This is a genomic window from Shigella sonnei, assembly GCF_002950395.1.
Lineage (GTDB): Bacteria > Pseudomonadota > Gammaproteobacteria > Enterobacterales > Enterobacteriaceae > ECMA0423.
This window is the reverse complement of record NZ_CP026802.1, coordinates 4,958,450-4,975,028: the sequence shown is the minus strand read 5'-3', so window position 1 is coordinate 4,975,028 and position 16,579 is coordinate 4,958,450. Positions and strand designations below refer to the sequence as shown.

Annotated in this window: 17 protein-coding genes, 4 tRNA genes and 4 pseudogenes; all 25 read right to left on the bottom strand. The window is 49.4% G+C overall.

Features of this window, described 5'->3' with window-relative positions; translation table 11 throughout:
* Positions 1-13: 13 nt before the first annotated feature.
* Positions 14-1,360 carry an IS4-like element IS4 family transposase gene (locus C1P89_RS25660; RefSeq protein ID WP_000483769.1) on the bottom strand — a complete coding sequence of 449 codons (1,347 nt, stop codon included), beginning with the start codon at positions 1,358-1,360 and terminating at the stop codon, positions 14-16.
* Between the two features lie 67 nt (positions 1,361-1,427).
* A pseudogene (locus C1P89_RS25655) lies at positions 1,428-2,565 on the bottom strand (phage portal protein); the annotation flags it as partial.
* Entirely contained in the window at positions 2,565-2,747 is a 183-nt protein-coding gene (ymfR, locus tag C1P89_RS25650) for a protein YmfR (protein ID WP_000605607.1), read from the bottom strand. The gene ymfR and the pseudogene C1P89_RS25655, both read right to left, overlap by 1 nt.
* An 11-nt stretch (positions 2,748-2,758) precedes the next feature.
* The gene (locus C1P89_RS25645; protein WP_000088163.1) at positions 2,759-4,492 is read right to left on the bottom strand and encodes a terminase large subunit; all 1,734 of its coding nucleotides are present in this window, start codon (positions 4,490-4,492) and stop codon (positions 2,759-2,761) included.
* Positions 4,489-4,983, bottom strand: coding sequence for a phage terminase small subunit P27 family (locus C1P89_RS25640; protein ID WP_000929172.1), 495 nt, complete (start codon positions 4,981-4,983; stop codon positions 4,489-4,491). Before C1P89_RS25640 ends, C1P89_RS25645 begins: the two co-directional genes overlap by 4 nt.
* Before the next feature lie 121 nt (positions 4,984-5,104).
* Positions 5,105-5,455: an HNH endonuclease gene (locus tag C1P89_RS25635; protein WP_001139556.1), complete on the bottom strand. Its 351-nt coding sequence runs from the start codon at positions 5,453-5,455 to the stop codon at positions 5,105-5,107.
* Between the two features lie 42 nt (positions 5,456-5,497).
* Positions 5,498-5,962: a lysis protein gene (locus C1P89_RS26215; RefSeq protein ID WP_000092290.1), complete on the bottom strand. Its 465-nt coding sequence runs from the start codon at positions 5,960-5,962 to the stop codon at positions 5,498-5,500.
* Positions 5,959-6,456, bottom strand: a complete 498-nt coding sequence (gene rrrD / locus C1P89_RS25625) for a lysozyme RrrD (RefSeq protein WP_000075114.1) — start codon at positions 6,454-6,456, stop codon at positions 5,959-5,961. Before rrrD ends, C1P89_RS26215 begins: the two co-directional genes overlap by 4 nt.
* Positions 6,456-6,671 (bottom strand): class II holin family protein, encoded by a 216-nt coding sequence (locus C1P89_RS25620; RefSeq protein ID WP_000284485.1) that lies wholly within the window; start codon positions 6,669-6,671, stop codon positions 6,456-6,458. The genes rrrD and C1P89_RS25620 overlap by 1 nt, the downstream gene beginning before the upstream one ends.
* A gap of 679 nt (positions 6,672-7,350) precedes the next feature.
* Positions 7,351-7,425: transfer RNA gene (locus C1P89_RS25610), tRNA-Gly, on the bottom strand.
* A 3-nt stretch (positions 7,426-7,428) separates the two neighbouring features.
* Positions 7,429-7,504: transfer RNA gene (locus C1P89_RS25605), tRNA-Thr, on the bottom strand.
* Between the two features lie 2 nt (positions 7,505-7,506).
* Positions 7,507-7,583: transfer RNA gene (locus tag C1P89_RS25600), tRNA-Arg, on the bottom strand.
* Position 7,584: 1 nt separating this feature from the next.
* Positions 7,585-7,661, bottom strand: a tRNA-Ile gene (locus tag C1P89_RS25595).
* A 189-nt stretch (positions 7,662-7,850) separates the two neighbouring features.
* Positions 7,851-8,414 (bottom strand): ORF6N domain-containing protein, encoded by a 564-nt coding sequence (locus tag C1P89_RS25590; RefSeq protein ID WP_001082355.1) that lies wholly within the window; start codon positions 8,412-8,414, stop codon positions 7,851-7,853.
* Positions 8,415-8,894: 480 nt separating this feature from the next.
* A complete protein-coding gene (locus C1P89_RS25580; protein ID WP_000090272.1) occupies positions 8,895-9,281 on the bottom strand; it encodes an antiterminator Q family protein in 387 nt (128 codons plus the stop codon).
* Positions 9,271-9,642 (bottom strand): RusA family crossover junction endodeoxyribonuclease, encoded by a 372-nt coding sequence (locus C1P89_RS25575; protein WP_001215518.1) that lies wholly within the window; start codon positions 9,640-9,642, stop codon positions 9,271-9,273. The genes C1P89_RS25580 and C1P89_RS25575 overlap by 11 nt, the downstream gene beginning before the upstream one ends.
* Positions 9,642-9,899, bottom strand: a complete 258-nt coding sequence (locus C1P89_RS25570; protein ID WP_001064808.1) for a hypothetical protein — start codon at positions 9,897-9,899, stop codon at positions 9,642-9,644. Before C1P89_RS25570 ends, C1P89_RS25575 begins: the two co-directional genes overlap by 1 nt.
* Positions 9,896-11,287, bottom strand: coding sequence for a replicative DNA helicase (locus tag C1P89_RS25565; RefSeq protein WP_000211320.1), 1,392 nt, complete (start codon positions 11,285-11,287; stop codon positions 9,896-9,898). Before C1P89_RS25565 ends, C1P89_RS25570 begins: the two co-directional genes overlap by 4 nt.
* Positions 11,284-11,391: pseudogene (locus C1P89_RS26210) on the bottom strand (ATP-binding protein); the annotation flags it as partial. The gene C1P89_RS25565 and the pseudogene C1P89_RS26210, both read right to left, overlap by 4 nt.
* A gap of 11 nt (positions 11,392-11,402) precedes the next feature.
* A protein-coding gene (locus C1P89_RS25560) for an IS3 family transposase (RefSeq protein WP_112384451.1) occupies positions 11,403-12,631 on the bottom strand; the annotation gives its coding sequence in 2 pieces (ribosomal slippage) (positions 11,403-12,316 and positions 12,316-12,631; 1,230 coding nt in all).
* 90 nt (positions 12,632-12,721) lie between these two features.
* A pseudogene (locus tag C1P89_RS25555) lies at positions 12,722-14,086 on the bottom strand (AIDA repeat-containing protein); the annotation flags it as partial.
* A 64-nt stretch (positions 14,087-14,150) separates the two neighbouring features.
* Complete coding sequence (locus C1P89_RS25550) at positions 14,151-14,270, bottom strand: hypothetical protein (RefSeq protein ID WP_005137897.1); 120 nt, start codon at positions 14,268-14,270, stop codon at positions 14,151-14,153.
* Between the two features lie 3 nt (positions 14,271-14,273).
* Positions 14,274-14,378 carry a hypothetical protein gene (locus tag C1P89_RS26560; protein ID WP_488199711.1) on the bottom strand — a complete coding sequence of 35 codons (105 nt, stop codon included), beginning with the start codon at positions 14,376-14,378 and terminating at the stop codon, positions 14,274-14,276.
* A 115-nt stretch (positions 14,379-14,493) separates the two neighbouring features.
* Positions 14,494-14,661 (bottom strand): annotated as a pseudogene (locus C1P89_RS26205) (recombinase family protein); the annotation flags it as partial.
* Positions 14,662-14,996: 335 nt separating this feature from the next.
* Positions 14,997-16,475: a YpjCB family protein gene (gene ypjCB / locus C1P89_RS25540; RefSeq protein ID WP_000961336.1), complete on the bottom strand. Its 1,479-nt coding sequence runs from the start codon at positions 16,473-16,475 to the stop codon at positions 14,997-14,999.
* Positions 16,476-16,579: the final 104 nt, after the last annotated feature.

The window sequence follows — 16,579 nt, the reverse complement described above, 5'->3', positions numbered from 1 at the left end:
TAATGCCAGTCAGTTAAGCAACTGACTGGCTCTTTTTCGGGGCTGTGGGGTATTTCCAGGGCCTCTCCTTTACCACTCTCGGGAAGGCCCTTTCCCTTCTCGTCGGTAATTTCACAAGTTGTCCCATACTTGCAAGATCGCGCATCAGCTCCGGTATACGTCCCGGTGAAGCGCCCTGCAATGTCATCAGCATTCTCATCACCATTCCGCATGATTCTGAGAAACTCAGTTGATTCGGCCAGTAACCTTTCAGATGTTCCGCCATTTTAATCATCTGATATCTCACCAGATTATAAGCCAGTAAGACACCCCACAGCTCTTGCTCCACAAGCTCCGGCTTTTTACTTCTCAGCGTCAGCCTGCTCAGTTGCATCGTCTGTTTTATCTCCCTGTATCCCAGTTCGATTTCCCAGCGATGACTGTACAGATCCGCCATTTCTCCTCCGGGGAAGCGCATGGCGTCCGTCATCGACGTCAGCAGATGGCAGACTTTTCCTTTGCGCGTCACGGTCAGCAGGCGGGCTGTCACTTCATTTCCCAGTCCCGGCCACTTTTTTCGTGCCTGCGGGCTGGTTTTCAGCTTCACCAGATGATCGCCTTTACCCAGTTTTCTGAGCTCTTCATATTGCGCTCCCTTTCTGAGAGGTATCATCCAGTGGCGGTGTTCTCCCGCCAGGCTCCAGGCATTTAACAGTCCCAGTGAGTAATAACCTTTATCCATTAACGTCAGAGTGTTATCGCCGGTTTGTTCTATAAGTTGCTCAGCAAGCTCATTTTCGCTGTTCTTCATCGTGCCGAAGGCTGCAGCCGTCAGCAGATGGCTGGTCAGTTCCATCTGGCAGACCATTTTGACCTGCGGGTAGAGCGCCGGGTTCCCGGCATGTGTCTGGCGGGGGAAGGCTGCATCGTTCTCTGGTGTATCCGGTGTGCGCCAGAACACACCATCGATGGCCAGCAGGGTCAGGCCGCACCAGTGCGGATGCGGCGTGGCGTTATGCCAGAGCTGCGCTGTTTTCGTGAACACGCGGCGGACAGCCTCACTTCCCAGGCGCTGGCGGGCCTGAATAACGGCACTGGGGGCAACGAAGGGGCGATTGCCCGGCAGCATGATGTCCAGGCGATTCACAATCTGGTGAAGAGGTTCTTTACGCTCAAGCGCCATGCCAACAATACACCAGACCATCATTTCGAGGGGAAGACGGCGCTTGCGTAGCGTTACAGTACCTGATTCGGCAAGGCAACGAGAGATGAGTTCGGGGTCGAGGTAATCCCCCAGAGAAGTCAGTGGGTTACGCAGAGAATCGTAACGGGATACCAGATCAAGAGCCTGTCCAATGTGCATAAAAAAATCCGGAAACAAGTGAGCGTTTCCGGATTCTTACACAGCCACTGGATCGGTCAACTGATCCTTAACTGATCGGCATTACACCACCGGGACGCGGATTCATATCTTCCAGGTCGCGGCAGTCATTGGAAGAGTAAATTCCCCAGTTGATCCCGGTGGCGTAGGCTTCAAAACGGGACTTCATATCCCCGCGCAGTAACGCCCCGGCGTTAAATTTGGCGTAATAAACGCCCTGCTTACTTTTTCGTACCAGTCCGGTGTTGATCCGCTGTTCGATGCGGGTCAGATACGGCACCAGTGAATAGTTGATAAATCCCAGCCCCAGCTCTTCGATATTGTTGAAGGTGGCGCGATCGGTGTTCTGCACCATGTGCAACGGCACCCGGAACAGACGACAGATTTCTTCCAGCTGAAACTTGCGGGTTTCCAGGAACTGACTGTCCTCGGCGTTCAGCGCCATCGACTTCCAGTCCAGCCCCATTTCCAGAATCATCGGGCGGTGAGCATTGCCAAGCCCCGTGTGACACTCCTCAAAATCTTTCTTCAGACGCTCGTAAGCATCCGGCGTGAGCTTTTGTTCCGTACGCAACACACCGGATGTCACCGCACCATTACTAAACAACCTGGCACCGTGCTCCTCGGTTGCCGCTGCCAGTGAAATGGCCTCACGCGCATACGCAATGGGATTCAGCCCGACAAGTCCATCCAGCGTCAGGGTGCGCACATGCCAGATTTCATTCTGGGTCAACACATCCACGGAACCATCCGGAAACGTCACCTGATAAACCGGCTGCCACTGGCTGTTCAGCTTCGGTTCCACACAGCCCGGATCTATCGGAAGAAGCTCCACCACTTCTCCCAGTGCCTTTACCTTGTAGGCGTAAAAATTCCCCGTAGACACAGGCAGACAATAACCAGCTCCCAGAATTCCTGCGGTGTCATGTAGCCATTAGGTTTTGCCGAAACCAACTTATGCAGTCGTTCATCCACCGCCCGTGTTTTCAGGGTACCGCTGATTTTGTAGAGACTGCAGGGCAGCATACCAACAGACTCTGCCAGCACCCTGACGCAAGAATAGACCGCCGTCAGGCGCATGGCCCGCTGGCTACTGATCCGCTTTCCGGTATAGGTGTCGTATGACAGCCCGATAGCATCAGCAGTTCTGCTGGCGTGGTCACCGGCACATCGCTTTTTCGTTGAAATAATCCCGAAAAGAACACTATTTACCTCCGCCGACAGACTGCCGTGTACGGTCGAGATATCGCGCCACCAGCCACGACCAGAACAGGCACAGCGCCCCGGCAACAACAAAACCCGCCGGGGGATAAATCAGCCAGGCACCATACGCCAGCAAAAGCGCACCCAGCACGCCCACCAGAGGCGCGAGAATCAGCATGATCATAATTACCTCAGTTAAAGCGAGCGGATCCCGTAGGACTCAATGTGGTCAGACAGCGTGTCTTCTTTCTCGTACAGCATGGCTCTGCCAACCGCCATAATCAGCGCAACTGCACCATCGATTTTGTTTTCCGCCTGCTCTTTGACGGGTTTCACCACATCATCGTTACCCGGCATGTTTTTGCCGACCACGTTGCCGATACACCAGGTCATGATGGGATTGCCGTCATGATGAAAACGTCCCGATTCAATCGCTGCTTCCAGCTCTTTCATCGGATCGGACATATTGGTGAAGTTCTGGACGATAGTGACGGGATTCAGGTCTTCATCAGCAAGGTCATGTGACAACCCGGTCGCCCCGAAGGGGTCGATGGGTGACTCACTGACCGGGCTGATTTTGTTCGCCGCTTTGGCCTCCTCGAGGATGTAGCGATAATCCACCTCCGCACCATCGGTAACGGTCAGAACGCCCATTTCCACCCATTTCTGAAAGCGTTCGGCTGTCCGTCGATCTTCATTTTTCTCGACGCTGTACACCGTGTCATACGGTACCCAGAAACGCGGGGCCACACTGTAGTAATGCGTTTTACCGTCAATCTCGCGGGTATAAAGTCGCGCCATGCTGTTCATATCCAGCTTACGCGCCAGGTCAAAGGCCAGAATGCACGGCTGCCCCTCGAACTGCTCAAGGGTCAGTGATTTATCCTCGCAGCTCTGCCAGCTCACCAAGTTGAAATACGCCGAACGCGCCGACACCCAGATATTGAGGTGTTTTGTTTTAAAGACGTTTGCCAGACGGGCGTTATTTTTCGCACGCTGCTGCTGACTTAACAAAAATTCGCGATAAACCGACACGCCAATATTTGGATTGGCTTTTTCCAGCACCTGCGGGCCGGTCCAGTCGTCACCTTCATCAACGGTATAGATGATCCCGAACAGTTCATCGTTAGGCACCGAGCCGTTGAGCATCTCGATGACTTCCCGCCGCTTGTCGTAGCACGGCCCCTCAATGTTGTACCCGGCGGTGGTGATGGCCCACATCAGTGGCTGACGTCGCGCCCCCATCCCGGTAAGCATTGTGGTATAAAGCGCATCGGTGGCATGCTCGTGATATTCATCAACCACGGCACAGTGGGGTGATGAACCATCACCTGGGTTGCCGATCAGCGGTTCAAACCGCGCGCCATCCTCCGGACGGTTCATGTTTGAGGCGTTAACCTCAATCCCGAACGCTTCCGTCAGCATGGGTGTGCGTTTACACATCAGTCGCGCCGGGCGAAAGACTTCCCACGCCTGTTTCTCTGTCGTGGCACCGGAATACACTTCCGCGCCAAACTCGTTATCACAGGCAAAACAATACAGGGCAACACCGGCAGAGATTGCTGATTTGCCGTTCTTACGGGGGATTTCGGTGTACACCTCCCGGAAGCGGCGCAACCGGGTGCCTTTATTGACCCAGCCAAACGCACAGCAGATCACAAATAGCTGCCACGGCTCCAGCGTGATGGGCATCCGTTTGAATGCCCACTCCCCCTTGGTGTGCGGCAACAGCTGAATAAATTTCGCGGCCCGTTCAGCCAGGTCCTTGTCGAAGCGGTAACGAAACGACTTACTTTTTTCCGCCATCAGGTCATCAAGATGGCGCTGGCAGGCCTGAATCACAAACTGGCAGGCAACAATCTTTCCGCGCACGACATCCCGGGCATACTGATTTGCAGCATTTACGTTGGGGTAAGATTTCCGGCTCATGATTCGATAATTTTCAGAAACGGGTTAGTGGCTTTCTTCTGCCCCGCCAGGCCAATCAGACGCTGGCGGCTGCTGGGGTCGAGTCCGAGCATTGCCCCCGTGCTGCTCATCTCGGACTCCTGTTCTTTTTTGGCGGTCAGCTCCGGATTTTTGACCCTGCCGCCCATTGCACCGGTGATGGTGTTGCCCTGTATGGCAATATTTTTCACGGCACGTCGCCAGAACTCATAGGCCACGCACCACCGCTCAAGTACCGCCAGGTCAGTCACGCACAGCAGGCCCTGACCGCAGAGTTCTTTGGTTGTCAGTTGCCACATGATCGTGGCGAGAGGGAGATCTTCTTCAGCGAACCACTCTGGTGGCTCAACACCTTTGATGGGCGTAAAAACAGGTTCATCTTTGTTCAGGGCTCGCTTGCCGGGGTTTCCGGCCAGCGCCTTGCGCGCCGTTGGCTTGGGGCGACGCCCGGAACGCCCCGCCGTTCCAGCCATATGCGGCACTCCTGGTTAAATTTCATTTTTCGCGGGTATAAAAAAACGATGGGGCGGGCAGTCCGGAAGACGTCAGGTCACAGGGATTTGCCCCGCCCCTCCCTACAAGTGAGAATAATTATCACCGGATTCGTTCGCGCGCTGTTTTCGCTTTATGGCAGGGCCAGCACAGACTCTGCAGGTTGCTGTCTGCGTCTGTTCCGCCATGCGCTTTCGGGATGATGTGGTCGACGGTTTTCGCCTCGCTCACCACACCGACACGCAGACACAACTGACACAGACCTTTATCGCGCTTCAGAATACGGGCACGAATCACCGTCCATTTTGAGCCATAGCCACGCTGGTGGCGGCTCAGTCCGCGCTGGTGCTGCACCCAGCCTTCACCGCGATGTTTATCGCAGTAACCCGAACTGTCTGTGGTTGTACCTGCACATCCACGCTTACGGCAGGCACGTGGGATTAGTGATGGCATAAATACCTCATACCCTGCGAAATGTTTACCACGATAAAAAGGCTACTTAATGCACTGAGTGCGGATATACTCCTGTGCCCCTTCCAGTTGCATCTGCATCGTCATCAGCCGCTCTCTGAGGGTGAAATAATCCCGTTCAGCGGTGTCTGCCAGTCGGGGGCTGGTTGCATTATCCACGCCGGAGGCGGTGGTGGCTTCACGCACTGACTGACAGACTGCTTTGATGTGCAACCGACGACGACCAGCGGCAACATCAGCGCGCAGAGTTTCATTTTCAGCTTTCGCATCAGCTAACTCCTTCGTGTATTTAGCATCGAGTGCATTAACATCACGCTGTCTCTGCTGCATGTCAGTAATGGTTGCGTTCGCCAGCTTCAGTTCTCTTGCGTTTTTGTCGCGCTGCTCTTTGTAGGTAATGGCGTTATCACGGTAATGATTAACAGCCCATGACAGGCAGACGATGATGCAGATAACCAGAGCGGAGATAATCGCGGTGACTCTGCTCATTGCTGCCCCCACAAACAGACTTCACGCTCAATCTCACGACGGGTCATCAGCCCTTTCCATTGCTTACCGCCAGCATATGTCCAGCGACGTAGCTGGTCACATGCGCCTTTGATATCGCCCTGGTTTATTTTGCGAAGAAGCGTCGATGTTCTGAAATTGCCAGCGCCCACGTTGTAAACGAACGAGTAAAGAGCGCCGCGCGTTGTTTCCGGTATATCGACTTTGATGTACGGGTTAATTTGTCTGGCGACAGTGGCAAGGTCTTTATTCAGGAGGGCTTTGCATTCTGCTTCGGTATACGTTTTACCGAGCATGATGTCTTTTCCGGTGTGTCCGTGACATACAGTCCATACACCAATGATATCTTTGTATGGTATGTAGCTGACACCTTCCAGACCATCGTTACCACCTGGGCCAGTGATTAACACAGATGCTATAGCAACAGCCCCACCACCAATAGCAGCTGCAACAGCCTTGCGTAATGATGGCGACATTATTCACCTCTCGCAGCCTTACGCTTGTCTTCTCTTATTTTGAAATACAGATTTGTCAGATAAGTCAGAAGCCCCAGAAGCAGACTTCCCAGCACACCAATCGCAGCCCACTGTGATGGACTGACCTGATCCAACCACTGCAAAAACCAGTAGCCGGCACTGCCGGCGGAGGTGCCGTAGGCAATGCCTGTTGATATTTTTTCCATCTGATACATATCCCGCCCCCGACAGACCTGTGCTATCGGAAAGAAAAAAGGCCATCAGCAAAACTCTGATGGCCTGAATCACCTTTACCAATATTGTATGAAAAAACACGCACGACTAATTGACAATAATTTTCATTTCCATTAAAAAAGATCGCGTAGCATTCTTAATTCATGAGGAACTTTACCCGCCAGCAATCTGAGTAGCGAAAGCTGTTCATCCCCAATGTTTTTGCTGGCGGGTCCTTTTTTCTACGGTCCTCCTCCCCGGAGGGGGGCATTTCATTATTTTTCTAATCGTTACTGGTGAGAAGGCGGAAGAAAAAGCCAGTTCTTCGCCCCTAAATAACAGCATGATTCCAGTCCATGCAAAATCTGATTTCCAGCTCACACATACCGAGCGCTGTACAAAAAACCGCCAGCCAAGGCAGTTAAGAGTGTGTTCCCGGGGTTTGCTTAGAATATTTTGTAAGTTGTCCGAAGAGATATTTACAACACCAGAATGATGAATCATCAGTCCCCTGCCAGAGGTTCACTACGTAACCTGACCGACAATGCACCATTCTGGTGCTGAAAAAAGAGCACTGGAACTGCAACAAAACAACATCACAGAACAGGAGATGGTAAGGAGTCAGACATTCCCACACAATATTGTGTCAGTGCAAATAACAACCTTCGTCTCAAATCTCGCTGGAGCGGGCAGCGGGAATCGAACCCGCATCATCAGCTTGGAAGGCTGAGGTAATAGCCATTATACGATGCCCGCATATGGTGCCGACTACCGGAATCGAACTGGTGACCTACTGATTACAAGTCAGTTGCTCTGCCTGCTGAGCTAAGTCGGCGCTGGCCCACCACCGAGGACTCGAACCTCGCACCGTCAACTTAGAAGGTTGATGCTCTATCCGGATGAGCTAGTGGTGGTTGGTGGCCCTTGCTGGACTTGAACCAGCGACCTGGCGATTATGAGTCGCTCGCTCTGACCAACTGAGCTAAAGGGCCGGAGGCAGAATAATAACCATATGTCATCACATCTGCAAACTCATCTGACCACCAGCACGTTTAACGTCCTGTGCCGTTTTTCAGGTATAAAAAAACCCGCTCATCGGCGGGTTTAAGCTGTGTGGCGTAGTAACCACTCTTAACAGGATATTCAACTTTTTACGATCGTAAAGTTTTCGGAAAAAATTTTTAAAACCGCATCAACCGCTCCACCAGTTGCTCTTTACGGGCAACGATCCACCCGTGTTGCTCCAGATAAAATTTAAACCGTTCCAGAGTACATACCATCGCATCGGCGGGTACCTTTTCCGTGAACTCAACCTGACCGTGTTTATCGAAGTGGCTCAGTAATGCGCATCCATCATTTTCGATAGATGTGTTTTGTGCCGCTGGTGGCTGTTTCTGGTTGAAATAACAGTCTTCCAGTTTTTCGAACACTTCCCACGCCTGATCGGTTTCGAGCATTTTGGCGTGACGGGCTGCGCCACGTTCTGTCCAGAGGATGAGGGAGCGAACGTTACGGGCAATTTTCACAGAAACTCTTAAAGAGTTTTCGTTCTTCAACTCTCGTAACGCATCACCTTCTATCAGGAAAAAATGTTTACCTTCTATAAACCGTTCTTTGTTTCGATTGAAATTGTTTGTCAAACGCTGGCGCTCTGTTCCGTACAAATCAGCCAGCAGCTCTGTTGTCATGACAGGAAGATGGTTATGCGTAAGTGACGGGAGTTTTTCAATAGACGTGCGATTCATAGACATGTCCTTTCGAATATTTTGATTTACCCCTTTTGAGAGGGTGACCGGGCGCTCAAAACCGTCGAAAGTCGGCGGGCGTATTTCCATTGCTGGTATTGTATTAGCCGCACACCCGGTCATAAACCAAGAATTCTGGACACAAAAAAACCACATGGCTATCGGGTGTGGATACCGCTTTCGAGGTGTTTTGAGCACCGCGGGGAAATGTAAACTGCAAACCTGAAACTGTCAACACCGTCAGGTTCCAATCATCGGGTGGTGAGACGCACAGGGTTGGAACTACCGGGAAACCGACCGGCGAGCTTTTCAGCTCCCCCATGCGCCCCACCATAATTCAGATGTGCGCGTGCATACGACAATAAAAAACACGCTCGCGGCGTGTGTCTGTCGCGGTCTCTATCCGGGGTTCCAATCCCGACGCCAGATTTTGCTGGCGCGTGAGGAATATAGCCCCGGACAATGTGTCTGGTCAAGCACCTACATAATTCGTTCTACGTATCTGTCCATCTCCAGCCGGATATCAAGCATCATCAACATGCCATCAATAACCCCTTCCGCTTTCTGCAGGCGCTTGCCAATACAGGTATCCGAACACCCATGTTTCCGTGCCAGACTCATAAAAGTCATTCCACCTACGTAATAATCCACCAGCAAATCGTGCAAATCCTGATTTTTCTTGTTCAACCGGGCCATACAGCCACAAATTATCATTGCATCATCATCAGAACACTGAGGGCGTGATTTCACTTTCGACGGAATTAACCCTTTAAAACCAGCAGCGATCGACGCCCAGGATACATCTTCATGAGTGTTTGCAGCCCAAGCCCCCCACCGTTCCATAACCTGCTGAATATCACGCGCCATCGTTATCACCTGTGATTTCATAAATCTTCACGCCCAGTCGCCCACCAGGAACGAGCTGACCGCGCACAATATTGATTTCATCAAACTGCTCGTCGTCTATGAGTAGTCCGGCATGCGTCAGCGCATCCAGTGGTGCTTTCAGGATATTGTCCAGGTCACGACGGCGCTTATCCGGTGGCTCTGCAATAATCTTTATCGCCAGCCTTCCGGACAGGTTTAATTTCAGCCGCTGCTGGCGAACAATTAGCGTCACATCACGGCGATAACGCTCACCAACTTTTGATACAAAATATGTGCTGCCACGACGTCGCCAGTAAGTATTCACCGTCGGCGGATAAGGTAAAATAAACTCATGGCGCATCAGCGCAGCACCTCCTGCACCATTTTTTCAAACTTTCCAACTTTGGTTTCCAGCTCTGCCACACAATCAACGAGCTCATCCACCGCTTTTTGTGCGCGATGTTTCGCCTGCATCAGTTCCCTGAGCGCTGGCACCATATCCCGACGAATGGCATCTTTTGTTACACCTGTTTTTTCCAGTTGTTCCGCCTGTCGCAACATTTCCTGCGCGTGTTTACGCAATTGTTCAGAGGTAAAAGTCATTGTCTGGTTGTTCAAAAGAAACGCTCCATCTTACTGCTGTCGGTACGTGTATTGCTGTATCTGCGCGGCTGGGGCTGCCGCATTGGGGTGGAAAGAACCTGTGCGCTTTCCTGGTCCACAGGCAGAAAATGTCCGTTATAAAAACGCCGGTAAATCGTCCCCAGAGAACCGTTACGTTGTTTCGTGATATTAATTTCTGCTATGCCTGTAGCCTGTGTATCCGGGTTGTACACTTCATCCCTGTAAAGCATCAGAATGATGTCTGCATCCGCCTCTATTTCTCCGGAATTTTTCAGGTCTGAGTTCATGGGACGTTTATTGGGTCTGGACTCCACACCGCGGGAGAGCTGGCTCAGCGCAATCAACGGAAAACCACCGGATTTTGCCAGGCCTTTAAGCCCCTTTGAGATTTCACCCACGGCAAGGTCATGACGCCCCGTGGTTCGGGTTTTTATCAGCCCGAGATAATCAACCACCACCAGCGCCGTTTCCGGATGTTTAATCAGATGGTGTTTCGTTGTTGCGCATATCTCATCAATGGTCAGGTTCGCCTGGTCCACCATCCAGATATTGCGCCCGGTCATCCGCCCCACCCCTTGTGAGAAACGCGCCCAGTCTTCATCTTCAAAGTGAGCCACAGATTTCAGGCGTGATACTGGCATCCCTCCAGCCGCAGACACCATACGTTCACCAATCTGGATGTTCGCCATCTCCATGGTGAACAGAAGCACACCATGCCCCTGCTCAGTCACCTTGTCGATGATGTCCAGCGCAAGTTCGGTTTTCCCCATCGAAGGACGGGCGGCAATGAATACCAGGTCTCCGGGCTCCATACCGCCTGTTTTTGCGTCCAGTTCATCAATACCGGTCATCAACGTCCTGGATTTCTCCAGCCCCTGATTCCGGCATTCAACACGCTCAACCACTTCCGGAAGCACATCATCAATATGTACCGGCTGAATGACGCCCTTTCCTGTCGACAGTGTGACCATCATGTTCTGCGCATCCTTCAGGGCATCTTCAGCTGCTTCACAGGTATGCGCATCACGTAATTTCTGCAGCGCCTCATTCAGTGTTTTTTCTGCATCGCGCAGTGCGGCATTGCGCCGCAACGCTGCAACATAGTGCTCCAGTGAAGACTTCACCCAGGTTTTACGCCCGGTATCAGTAATCACCGGGGCAAGTTCCGGCATCTCATTACACAACAGCACGGGGTCAATCACTCCTGAAACACGGGCCTGTCTGCAGATGCCTGTGTAGATATCCCGATACGCTCGTACAGAAAAAATGTCCGCCGGTAGTGTGATCAGAATATCCATCACTTCATGATCTGCCCCACGCAGAAAGAATGCGCCAATGACAGCGCCTTCCAGGTCATCATTACGCCAGACTGGTGTTGTCATGCAGCCACACCTCTGATACAAGAACGGTAGCTGGGCCAGTTGAACGACAACCAGTTGCGCCCCCCGTCTGTGATCCTGTCGGCAATGCGGGGGCTGATGAACGCTGGATTTGCCCCTATATTTCCAGACACCTGTTATCACTTAACCCATTACTGGCTTGCTGCCGTAGATATTCCCGTGGCGAGCGATAACCCAGTGCACTATGCGGATGCCATTCGTTATAATGCTCGAACGCCTCTGCAAGGTTCTTTGCTGCCGTTAACCCGTCTGGTTTGGGCATGACACTGATGTAGTCACGCTTTATCGTTTTCACGAAGCTCTCTGCTATGCCGTTACTCTCCGGACTCCGCACCGCCGTGCTCTTCGGTTCAAGCCCCAACATCCGGGCAAACTGCCGTGTTTCATTAGCCCGGTAGCATGAACCATTATCCGTCAGCCACTCTACTGGAGACGCCGGAAGCTCGTTGCCGAAGCGGCGTTCCACCGCTCCCAGCATGACGTCCTGTACTGTTTCACTGTTGAAGCCGCCCGTAGTGACCGCCCAGTGCAGTGCCTCACGGTCACAGCAGTCCAGCGCGAACGTGACTCGCAGTTTTTCTCCGTTATCACAGCGGAACTCGAACCCGTCAGAGCACCATCGCTGATTACTTTCTTTCACAGCCACTCTGCCTGTATGTGCCCGTTTCGATGGCGGTACAGCAGGTTTTCGCTCAAGCAACAGCGCATTCTGGCGCATGATCCGGTAAACACGTTTGGCATTGATCGCAGGCATACCATCAAGTTCTGCCTGTCTGCGAAGCAGCGCCCATACCCGACGATAACCATACGTGGGCAGCTCTCCGATAACATGGTGTATACGGAGAAGCACATCCGTATCATCAGTGTGACGACTGTGGCGGCCATCCATCCAGTCATCGGTTCGTCTGAGAATGACGTGCAACTGCGCACGCGACACCCGGAGACAACGGCTGACTAAGCTTACTCCCCATCCCCGGGCAATAAGGGCGCGTGCGCTATCCACTTTTTTGCCCGTCCATATTCAACGGCTTCTTTGAGGAGTTCATTTTCCATCGTTTTCTTGCCGAGCAGGCGCTGGAGTTCTTTAATCTGCTTCATGGCGGCAGCAAGTTCAGAGGCAGGAACAACCTGTTCTCCGGCGGCCACAGCAGTAAGACTTCCTTCCTGGTATTGCTTACGCCAGAGAAATAACTGGCTGGCTGCTACACCATGTTGCCGGGCAACGAGGGAGACCGTCATCCCCGGTTCAAAGCTCTGCTGAACAATTGCGATCTTTTCCTGTGTGGTACGCCGTCTGCGTTTCTCCGGTCCTAAGACATCAATCATCTGCTCTCCAATGACTAGTCTAAAAACTAGTATTAAGACTATCACTTAAATAAGTGATACTGGTTGTCTGGAGATTCAGGGGGCCAGTCTAGCAACTAAAGCACTGCCCGTCTCCTGGTTAACCCCATGTGCTATACCGCCGGTATAGACAATCAGCGAGCCTCCGGCGCTAATATTGCTGCCAGTTGCCGTACCATCTTTCTCAACAACCTGCCGGCTCCCGGTGGAAATATTTGTCGTGTCAGCTTTCCCGCCGCTCTTGATATTTTGTGTTCCGCTGTTGATATTGGTACCCGTGGCAATACCATGATTATTAATATTCTGTGTACCACCATTGATTATGGTATTGGTCGCGTTTCTGGTAACATCCATTACCCCGCCGTTATCTATTCGGGTCGCATCAGCTTTAGCATTCGTTAAAACTGACATTGTTCCTTTATCTTTAATAATCGTCTTATTTGCCGAACCATATGCGTTTATGTCTAAATGACCACCGTTTTCCAGCAACACATTGTCTGCCACGTGATTGTGGATGGAGAATGCACCTTCACTATTCGTACCGCTCACCGTCGTACCGTTAGTGTTTGTTTTTAAAATTGCACCATCGTGCTGGGTAACATTTGTTGCCGTACCACCACTAACATCAAGCACGCCACCGGAATAAACTTCAATAACATCCGAGGAGCTGGTGTAATCAACAATTTGCGTACCACCAGAATAGATCTGAGTATTTTTTGCCGTTGACTTATTATTCAGAGACTGAGTTCCACCTTCAATCGTCGTGTCCAGCGCATGGCTTTCATATACTCTTTGCTCACCGCCATTTTTAATGGTGGTTGTTCCTACTGTGCTCTGTTCAACATACTGTCGTCCACCATTTATGATTGTGTTCGTTGCCATACTTCCTTGCGTGATGTCCTGATAACCGGACTTATTTATCGTTGTACCATCAACATGCCCCTGAGTTGTTACTGTCTGCCCTCCACCATCAATGATGGTTCCATTCGCAGTCCCCCCACTTATGTGTGAATTACCACCCTTAATTGTCGTTCCATTGCTGATACCACCTGTATAAACGTCCTGATTGCCACTGTCGATTATCGTACCGGTGGAAATGCCCCCGTCATGAATTGTCTGTCTTCCTCCGTTAATGGTTGTATTATTAGACTGCCCCATATAATTGTTATTCCTTCCAACATCTTGATATCCACCAGATTCAATAAGACTTCCATTAGATACTCCGCCATAAACACTCTGCTGGCCATGGTTGATAATATGAGTGTTATTTGTTGTACCTCGTTCATCTACTCGTTGGTTGCCATCTACAGTCTCATCGTTTACCACACCAATAACATTAGTAGTAAAGGCCGCCATCACGGGCGGGGCATATATCAAGGCAGATATCAATAAGAAAAGTACTGAGCGGCGACAATAATGGGGACTGGTCCTGTTCATAAATTTCATCCTCTGAAAAGTGAATACTGAGTAGCGTTTAAGCGACTTTAGCTCTGCTGCAACATCAGCCCGCAGGCACCAGACCGGGGGGTTCATCCTGAAGAGACAGCGCAAGTGTATTGTGTTCACCGCTCATCAAAGACATCATGATGAAATGATGATGTTCCACATAAGAAAGAGGCATTTTTTAAACACAGTGCGCTGAAGTGTGATTGGATAAAAAAGTCAATCTATTCAGGAAATACGGGCGTATTCTTTTCTTTCGACAATCAGGCCGTCGGCAAAATAAAATGATTTACATAATCGTTTCTGATGAATATCTTCTGCTCACATAAAAATCACACAATAACTTTGAGATCGCAGATTCTTTTACTTTTACAGCATTCGTCCCCCCATTGTTGGGCAAATATAGATTGGGCCAGAGCACGAAAGTTAATACCACGTTTGCACAGCTCCTCCAACAGCACGACAAGATGCCACATACTGCGCCCCAGTCGGTGCGGTTTACAGACTACCCGTGCGTCCACCGCCGATAATGTCCTGAGCAGTTTTTTCAGTCCGGACCTCCTGCCACGGTTTTACGTTGAAGAGGTAACCCTGAGCACGCAGTTCTTCAGTCAGGCGTGGTGCACCGTAACGCTGTTATTGCTGGGTAAGATCAAAAAACTTTCAGGCAGCTAAGGAAAGTTGAACCAGACATTAGATGAAATATTTCAACCAATTACAGCACCAATTTAAACTCAGTAAATCACAGCACAGATCAAGGGGTTACGTGAAAGCGTAGCCCCTTTTTCTTTGGTAGTGGCAGCAAAATGGTTGTAGTGTAAAAAATAATCCCGTTTAATCAATCAATAATACATATTGTTTCAATCTACGTTATTATCTCTTTGTAAAAATAGCCATTTATTAATCATTGAAAACTGCTTTTAGAACTTGATACAACGGGACTAGTCACAACAGGACTATTCTCAACGGGATCATCCTCAGAGGAACTATCATCAAAGTCATCATCCATAAATAAAATATCATCGAATGGTGCCACGCCCGTGATGAGTTTTATTTTATTATTACGATCAGTCAAGACTCCACTTAAACCGTTTTCGCTCACAGGTTTTAATGATTTTTCATTACTCTTGTTGTAAGCAGGCGCATTAAAAATACACGGAGTATCAAGATCAAACAATGACGTTCCCCAGTTCACATATTGAATATCATAGTTACTGAAGTTCTGTCCAGAAAAGAAGCATCCCTTAAAATCCAATCCACCTAAATTATATAAACCATCCTCTTCTTTTTGGAGAGTAATGTTAATTCTGGCTATCTCCCGGACAAAACTTCCTTTTTTGTATTTGAATACCGTTTCAAGATTTTCACCAGACAGCTTGACTTCTGGGAATAATTTAAAATTAAACCCTACATCATTATTATTCAAAGTAGATGAACGAAAGATGGAAAAAGCTTGTAGTGCTGAATTATAGCTTTCGATTTTATCTTGAAGCTGCGCTCTTGGTAAAAACTTATAGCAGCACTCATAAAAATTGAATAAACGTTCTGAACAATTCCCATTTTTATCAATTAATACCCCCCGGAATTCTTTCACAAAGGCATCCGTTATTTTTTGAATATCTATGGTGTGTTCCTTTGACTCTGACAAAGATGGAGTCTGTTGAAGTGCATTGCTCATCTGGTTAAGGAACATCTGCATTTCTTTAAATTTATCTCCATAGTGGCCTTTAACTTGCTGAGAGTTTTTAGTTACAGGTGAAACCTTATCTATTTGGTTGTCATATAAATTATGTGGTTCCATACAGACATTTGGTTGTGTTTCTAAAATAACACTACGTGTACTACCTGGCTTAAATGAATCAACATGAAAATCACTTTTTCTTATATTATCGAATAGGGTCTGTTCATTTCTCTTAGCGCATTCAATAAACTGATCAACATTATTTTTATTCGATGACAGGTCAGTTTCAGAAACCGCATTTTCTTTGTTCTCCAGCTTTAGTTTAATGAGAAGATCTTCCCAGACCTGCTTGCTTAAACATACTACGTCAGGCTCACCATCAGTAACTAACTCTTCATTATTATCAAAGTATACGTTGAATACTTTTAAGTTATTTTCATCAACATCATATTTAATACGTTTTAATTGCTCTCCAGATCCCATAATGACAAAGGCGTTGCCTTCATGATATATACATTCAGACATCATTTTTTGTAAAGTTTCAAGAGCACCGCGATACGTCCCTGAGGCAGCTTCCTTACAAATTAAATTTATAATACTATAAGCTAGTAGCTCCATGGATTCAGAAGATTTTCTTTCATTACAATTTCCACTATCTATAAATGAGCTAGTGTTAAATTCGTTGCTTTTACTAACTAACATTGTCTATTCCTCAGTTAATGTCTACATGGCTATTTTTAATTTTATTATTGTTTGTCACTATAAAAAATCGCTCATTTGAGACAATTGCTGGCATTAACAGCTTC